Source organism: Arsukibacterium perlucidum DSM 18276, from assembly GCF_000382165.1.
Lineage (GTDB): Bacteria > Pseudomonadota > Gammaproteobacteria > Enterobacterales > Alteromonadaceae > Alishewanella > Alishewanella perlucidum.
On record NZ_KB907771.1, the window covers coordinates 1 to 1702 of the forward strand.

The following is a 1702-nucleotide window of genomic DNA, read 5'->3' on the forward strand; positions in this document are numbered from 1 at the left end:
ATTGGAAGCCTGCCATGACGCAGTTTATGATCATGTACGGTGACCGAGTATCGTTATGATAAACAGCCACTTACACAGAAGATTTTATAGTCTCTTTATTATCGGCGCTGTAGGCGCTACTCCTGCTATGAAACTCATCAAAGCCAATGTATTTACACAAAAGCTAAACGCCTGGTTGTTAATCAACTTCCCCGTTGAATACGAAAAAGGAATTGACTCCGCTGCAGCCATTGCCGAAATTTCAGACAGTTTTGCGACTAAAGAAAAGTTAGCTGAATTGGGCGACGTGGTTGATGGAAAGTACAATTTCCCAAGAGAGAGAGTAGCCCAATGAAACGGATTATATTGCTAATTATTTTTTTTGCATTGGGAAGTGTAACAAGCTCTTCCCTGGCACAAGTCGTTCCAGCAGTAGAGAACCACTTTAGTGAGTTTTGCCCTACATATTTTACCGCGGAACAATGTCAGTGTCTCGGTACGATAGCAATTAATACCTTAGCGAAAAAACTTGATGCCACTGACGTAACCAATAGCCCTGAAATACAGCAAAGCTTGTTAAAGTGCGGGATTGTCGATGCATTCATGCAGTCCCCGTTTGCTCGTTCAACACTTGATAAGCTGCCTTTTGAAGCAAAATTTGTAATTCTGGATGTTGAAGATGGTGAATCAGTCATCGCATTGGAATTTGACTTTAAGCGGTCTATTCACCGGAAAACCTTCGGAAATGAAGACGCAACGGTTAAATCATATGGGTTTGACTTAAATATAAGTGGTACAGCAGCACAAGACGACGACGATAACCCTCATAATTTAATTGATGCTACGGTTAGTTTATCTTTTTCCAGCAACCCTAACTTTATGTCGTTGCCTGCGGTTGCAATGCTCAGAGACAACTTATCTTGTATGGATGAGGATAAGCTTGATGTTCCGCCTTGCCCTGAAATTATTAACATTGGAACCATGACATTTTTTAAACCCATAGGCCCAGCTTTCTATAACGACTTTGGTGTAGAGGTTGGTTATGAGACTGATCAATCATTTGACGCAAATAACAAAAAAATCAGTGCTTTTTTTTCAACAGTTTATGAGGATCTTGGCAGAGCCTCATTTTTTGGAAGTCATGGCATAGTTCCATCGCTACGAATTGGCATAGATACTGTTGAACCAAGCTCTGAAACGCCAAGAGCGCTGGCAGGAGATGATTCTAGATATGAACGAATTTCTGCTGAGTTGCATATCAACGTGCCGCTTATAGTTATGCTGGATATACCTTATACATTCTCTTTTAACTATCGAACATACAATGAATTAGGTGCATCAACTATTATCAAAGAGGCAAATTTAGACAAGTATCGTTTGAGGACTTATACGCTTGGGGGCCCAGCAGGTCTTTTCGTCTCTTACTCCTCAGGCCGACTACCTTTCGGGTTTGAAGATGAGCAAGTCATAGCGCTGGGTTTTAAAACTTACTTTTAAAAAAAGCGTCACGCCATAAGCGTGACGCTTTCTCCACCTTCAGATGATTTTTCTTGAGAGTGAAACTATTAACGGTGCGATTTAATATGAGCCTTTTGTCTTATCGGGGCAGCGCTCGATGATGTGGTTCGGACCCTGAGGTATCCCCACAAAATTGTTAGCTAAAACAAAAAGATGAATTCAGAAGGAACATTCATGGCGTTCGGTGATCAGATCTATCGCCAAA

Annotated in this window: 2 protein-coding genes; both read left to right on the plus strand. The window is 41.2% G+C overall.

Annotated elements, in window-relative coordinates; translation table 11 throughout:
- Positions 1 to 127 precede the first annotated feature (127 nt).
- Positions 128 to 334: a hypothetical protein gene (locus H141_RS0119540; RefSeq protein WP_157611061.1), complete on the plus strand. Its 207-nt coding sequence runs from the start codon at positions 128 to 130 to the stop codon at positions 332 to 334.
- Complete coding sequence (locus H141_RS0119545) at positions 331 to 1476, plus strand: hypothetical protein (protein WP_019677954.1); 1146 nt, start codon at positions 331 to 333, stop codon at positions 1474 to 1476. Before H141_RS0119540 ends, H141_RS0119545 begins: the two co-directional genes overlap by 4 nt.
- Positions 1477 to 1702 lie beyond the last annotated feature (226 nt).